The following is a 5121-nucleotide window of genomic DNA, read 5'->3' on the forward strand; positions in this document are numbered from 1 at the left end:
ATTGTGTCAATCCACTTGCTTGCCAATCCTCTACATGAGAGTACATAATTTCTTGTTTGCTCATCTCTTTATTATTTCAAGCAAACTTACTTCCTTACATTATATTATGAAACATGCACTTGCTCGGGTGCATACTTCATAATGATTTGGTTTTAATTGATTAGTTGTTATTCTTTAGGAACAAGAAAGAGTTCTTGTCCTTGTTTTAATGTTACTCTTTGGGCTTTTACTTTCTTAGAGACATATCCTGATACGCCTTGAATAAGCCCTTTGGTTAAATCTCCCGCAATTTGATCAGAAGCAGACCTACTCATTGAAATACTCGTTCCTGCTGTTTGTCCCATATTGGCGAAGATCTCCTTTGAAGCGCTTGTAAAGTACATTTTAGTTTTGCCACTGCTCTCTATGATTAATTAAAACTTAGGTAAATCACTTAATGAAATAGGTGATTACAAGAATCACTTATTTGAGTTATCATATAACTCAAACTACGTTTTTATTTGTGGGGATATACATATTACTTTCGTTAAAGTATAACGATTGTATAGCTAATTTCCTTTTCTTTTGTACCAACAAAATAATGAGTTATATTAGTTATTATTTAAAATTACGCTAAAACAAACACTACTGTTTATATTTATGAATAAGTTACCTTTGGAACCTTTTCTTCATCGATTTAATAATAGATTATATATCAATTGCAAAGATGTTAATAAATTAGTACAGATAAGGGGACAACACTTGTTTTATCCTCATAAATTAACTTTCTTTTGCATTCATCTTTTTATAGAAGGAGAGGGTACATATTATTTAGATTCTGTTTCAATTGATGTCGCTCCTAAACGAGTTTTAATAGTCTCAAAGAATCAGGTAGAACAATATTGTACCCCGGTAAATTATAAATCTGAGATTTTAATGTTTACTGAAGAATTCTTTTGTATTGATGAGCTTCATTTTCAGTTTTTCTATAATACAAAACTTTTTGATTTAACTGATCATTTACAGTCAATTGATATAAGTGGGCAATATGAAGAGTTAACTTTATTGTTTACACTTATCAAAAAAGAATTAAACAAAAGTTTTTATCCTAAACAACAATATATTTTAAATAATTACCTTTTCAATACATTGCTAATTTTAGAAAATGCAATTGATAAATCTACTACTCAACAGCTAAATATTTCACACGATAAATTAATTGTATCTAATTTCAAACATTTAGTTAACAACAACATAGATAAAAGCATGACTGTAAAAATGTATGCCTCTGAATTAAAACTAAGTGTTCGATCAATTGAATATGCATTTAAAAAAACTGATAATATCACTCCTTATGCTTGGGTATCAGAAAGAATGATTATGGAAATTAAGAGATTGTTATTATATAAAGATTTACACATAAATGAAATATCATTTAAACTAAAATTTAAAGAAGCTAATCATTTGACAGTATTCTTCAAAAGAAAAACAGGTCTAACTCCTTTGCAATTCAGAAATAAATATAAAGAGAATGGTGATTAACGCAGTTTTTATTCGTTTTTATATAAGCTTGAATAAGAATACAAAAGTTAGTTTTGCATTATTGTTAAAGCAGAAAATGCAGGAGGCAATAAAGTTATTATTTTTAATTTACATGTTTTAATGAAGAGAATAAGCCATTATTAATTCTCAATTTAATCTTTGTTACTAGATTTAAAAAAGTAACAACAAAACTCACACTTTAATTAATCTTTGTTGCTAGATTTAAAAAAGTAACAACAAAACTCACACTTTTTTCAAGTAGCTCAAAATGAGCTAGCAAACAACAATTCACTTTTGAGGCTCCTAATTAGGGGCCTCTTTCTTAAATCAAGTTTAGCTTAAGAGTTGTGGGGGGAATCTATATTTCCAATAAATAAACCAAGGCTTTTACTAATATCATAAACAGATTTGCTACTGGTAAAATTACATAGAGACAAGAAATAGATATCTGTAGCTATTAAATTCTTTTGGTTTATAAGAAATAAGTCTATTAAATTGGGGCTTTATTATTAATATCAAACGGATATGTAGTTAAATCTAACCTTATATAGTTGCTCTGTCCTATCTGATTTTACTCTAACAAAAAGGTTTGTAAAATCATAATTACCAAAATACATTCTGACAATATTTCGTTTTTTTTTAACAAACTACTTCAAGGTATCGCGTTACTTAAAAGATAATAGTAACTGATTTTTGTTGAACGATTTGTATACAGTATTTTCTTCTCCTTGATTTTGAATATATTTCTTAATTACATCCTCATTACCATATTGATCCACTGTATTTACACAATATCCGCTTGTCCAAAAATTACCTCCCCCATAACTGGTCTTTCACTTCTGGATACAATCGAAAAATCTCTTTTGAAGTAATACTTTTCGCTGTCCTACCAATTATCTCTAAAGAAAGTTTTGGTACACTTTGAATCAGAAAATGTACGTGATTTTCATCTGCTCCGATTTCAACAAAATGAATTTTATAGCGCTCTGAAATCTTACTACAAACTTCAACCAAACTAATTTCAACGTCCTCTACCTAGCCTATATTAAAGACAACACTATATAAATAGTATTACCAAAAGGACACCTTTCTAACAAGATGCCCTTTTGGTTAATACATCAATATTTTAAAATGAGTTCTCAATAAACTGTTCACTTGAGATATGCTGGCCGAAATGATGTACTATTTCATTTAAAAAATACTCTTGCTGCACTTTATTAAAAGCAGCTGTAGCATCTGATATAATAAAAGTATTATATCCCTTCTCATGGGCATCTCTAAAGGTACTCTCCACACATACGTGAGTAGCGTAACCTACAAGATATAAAGTTTCAATACCATTGTTTCTAAGATAAGTGTCTAAATTAGATCCCGTAAATCCACTTGCTCCAATACGTCCACTTACTACAAATTCAGTCTCTAAAGGCTTTACAGATTCATAAAAAGCTGAACCAAACTCACCCTGTGGAAATGTTCCAGCATTTGGAATGGCCTTTCTAAGTCCACTTTGAGCAATTCCCATTTCAGGATAACCTTTTTTAAAACTTAATCCTACGTGAATAACATCCATATTCTTTTCTCTGGCATAAATAAGAACCTGTTGTATTTTTTTTATAGAATTTTGCATCATATCACGATCTTGAATTAAAGCCTTATTAAGTTTGCCATTTGGATGCATCCATTCATTTTGAGTTTCAATTAAAACTAACGCTGCTTTAGGTTTAATCTGAGCAAAAGTTATATTCATAAATAATATGTTTAATAAAATTAAAAATGATTTTTTCATTATAAATCTAGATTTAAAGGGTTTGTAATATGTTCTTTTGAAACTTTTGAAACAGCCATCCACACTTGCTCAAATCTGATAAAGGATATATAATCTGTTATGACTAGTTGCTCATTTTTAAAAAACTCAACCTTCACACTAGCAATACTCTGTGTTATATCTAATACTTGAATTTTATATTCTAAATTTCTAACTCCAGAGCTTACCTTACTACTTGAATTTTTATAGTCTTGTATTATTTCAAGCCATTTATCTAAAGAAAGTTTAAAGACATTATCACCCTTAGGTATAAGAATATTAAACTGGGGATGAAAACCTTTTTTGACTTGATCTATATCTAATTTATTTAATGCCCCTTGAGCATAGGTCTGCTCTACCCAATTAACTAACTCTTCTCTAGAGTCTTTCAACATATTTTTCTGTGCTGACATAGATGTTGTTTTTAAAATTGTGAATACCATTGTTAAAATAAAAATTACTCTTACCATACATTAATTGTTTATAAATTACATTAATTGTAAATAAATTACAATTGCAAATGAATAGCTTATATTTTATATTTGCAACATTAATTGTAAATAAATTGCAAAATGAGCAATAATAAGAATGAGCTATCTTTTGACTTTGACTTTTTAGATAAATTAATTGTTGGTATTGGAGAGGTGTCTCAAATAACAGGAATTCCAACACGACAAATCAGATATTGGGAAGACAAAGGAATAATTAAAAGTATTACAGAAGAAGAGGGAAAAAACAGACGTTACAATTACCAGAATATTAAAAAAATGCTTCTTATTAAAGAACTCATGGACGAGGGATATACCTTAGACTCCTCTGCAGATAAAATAAGTAAGAGAATGCAAATGATTGAAGATACTTTAAATAAACTAAAGCAAAAATAACTTTAGCTAAACTCCTGTTTACATGAGAGTCTTTACACCTCAATTGTGTTATTATTATTCTTATCACTATAAGATAGTCTTACGTTCTAAAGATGATCTTTATACTGATACACATAAACATTATTTTCTACATTAAAAAATCCCTCCGCTGTAGGCACGAAACTAAGTTTACCCTTTACATACTGAAGACAATCTAAATAATCCGTTAGAGTAACTACGCCTTTGTCTGTTATGGTATCTATATTTACATTATCACAATATGAAACCTTCCACACTAAGAAATACCTTAAATTCTATCAAGAATTCGCAAAAGCTGTAGTACTTCCTGCTGAAGACAAAAATGAAGAAATAGTGTTTCTAAATCGCTCAGTAAATTGCTTTGCTAAGAATAACGACTTCAAAGAAACCAACTCCTTAAACGAAGTAATCGATACCCCCGACCTAATCGCTGAGTTGAAAAACTATAAAGTAGACAATGCAGAAAAGTATAGTATTGAAAATCTTACAGACTTCCCTATCACAAACAAAGCTGTTACAGAATTTTCCTAGAAATTCAAGAATGTAATCAACCCAGACACAAAATCACAATCAAACTTAATTTTGTTAGCCCAAAGAGTCCTTGTTTCAACCCAGGATATTCTATTTGTTATTTCCTTGAAGTTCGACACTTGAAGAGTTTGACAATATTACCTAAGTACACGACAAAAATCTAAAGCAATTGATATTTAAAGGATTATGGTTGTTTTTAGAAAGCAATAATCTTGATAGATAGTCAAGTCCAAGTTTAAATACACTAATAAGCCTATTGCCATGATTCTTGATTGTGATAGGCTTAATAGTGTCAATATAGTCTCCAATCTTATAGCACCATACAAAAGCAATCATCACTAACATGAGTAGTTTTTCAATTCT

Annotated in this window: 4 protein-coding genes and 4 pseudogenes; 3 read left to right on the forward strand and 5 right to left on the reverse strand. The window is 29.4% G+C overall.

The window, feature by feature from the left end; all coding sequences use genetic code 11:
* Positions 1 to 167 precede the first annotated feature (167 nt).
* Positions 168 to 371, reverse strand: a pseudogene (gene traM, locus HX049_RS18070) (conjugative transposon protein TraM); the annotation flags it as partial.
* 268 nt (positions 372 to 639) lie between these two features.
* Here traM and HX049_RS18075 point away from each other — a divergent pair.
* On the forward strand, positions 640 to 1521 hold the full coding sequence (locus HX049_RS18075) for an AraC family transcriptional regulator (RefSeq protein ID WP_286386030.1): 882 nt from the start codon (positions 640 to 642) through the stop codon (positions 1519 to 1521).
* A 665-nt stretch (positions 1522 to 2186) separates the two neighbouring features.
* On the opposite strand, the pseudogene tnpA reads toward HX049_RS18075, so the two are convergent.
* The 3 genes and pseudogenes from tnpA to HX049_RS18090 form a co-directional block, all read right to left on the reverse strand.
* Positions 2187 to 2553 (reverse strand): annotated as a pseudogene (gene tnpA, locus HX049_RS18080) (IS200/IS605 family transposase); the annotation flags it as partial.
* 94 nt (positions 2554 to 2647) lie between these two features.
* Positions 2648 to 3268, reverse strand: a complete 621-nt coding sequence (locus tag HX049_RS18085; RefSeq protein ID WP_286417766.1) for a cysteine hydrolase — start codon at positions 3266 to 3268, stop codon at positions 2648 to 2650.
* Between the two features lie 38 nt (positions 3269 to 3306).
* On the reverse strand, positions 3307 to 3795 hold the full coding sequence (locus HX049_RS18090) for a nuclear transport factor 2 family protein (protein WP_286417768.1): 489 nt from the start codon (positions 3793 to 3795) through the stop codon (positions 3307 to 3309).
* Between the two features lie 102 nt (positions 3796 to 3897).
* Here HX049_RS18090 and HX049_RS18095 point away from each other — a divergent pair, with 102 nt between their 5' ends.
* Complete coding sequence (locus HX049_RS18095; protein ID WP_286417770.1) at positions 3898 to 4209, forward strand: MerR family transcriptional regulator; 312 nt, start codon at positions 3898 to 3900, stop codon at positions 4207 to 4209.
* Positions 4210 to 4470: 261 nt separating this feature from the next.
* A pseudogene (locus tag HX049_RS18100) lies at positions 4471 to 4826 on the forward strand (nucleoid-associated protein); the annotation flags it as partial.
* Positions 4827 to 4899: 73 nt separating this feature from the next.
* On the opposite strand, the pseudogene HX049_RS18105 reads toward HX049_RS18100, so the two are convergent.
* Positions 4900 to 5121: pseudogene (locus tag HX049_RS18105) on the reverse strand (IS4 family transposase); the annotation flags it as partial.

The sequence above is a fragment of the Myroides odoratimimus genome, from assembly GCF_030326305.1.
Classification (GTDB): Bacteria; Bacteroidota; Bacteroidia; order Flavobacteriales; family Flavobacteriaceae; genus Flavobacterium; species Flavobacterium odoratimimum_A.

Excerpts from the sequence above, each read along its gene's own strand:
- HX049_RS18085 (WP_286417766.1), bottom strand. The coding sequence starts at position 3,268 with ATGAATATAACTTTTGCTCAGATTAAACCTAAAGCAGCGTTAGTTTTA.
- HX049_RS18090 (WP_286417768.1), bottom strand. The coding sequence starts at position 3,795 with ATGGTAAGAGTAATTTTTATTTTAACAATGGTATTCACAATTTTAAAA.
- HX049_RS18075 (WP_286386030.1), top strand. The coding sequence starts at position 640 with ATGAATAAGTTACCTTTGGAACCTTTTCTTCATCGATTTAATAATAGA.
- HX049_RS18095 (WP_286417770.1), top strand. The coding sequence starts at position 3,898 with ATGAGCAATAATAAGAATGAGCTATCTTTTGACTTTGACTTTTTAGAT.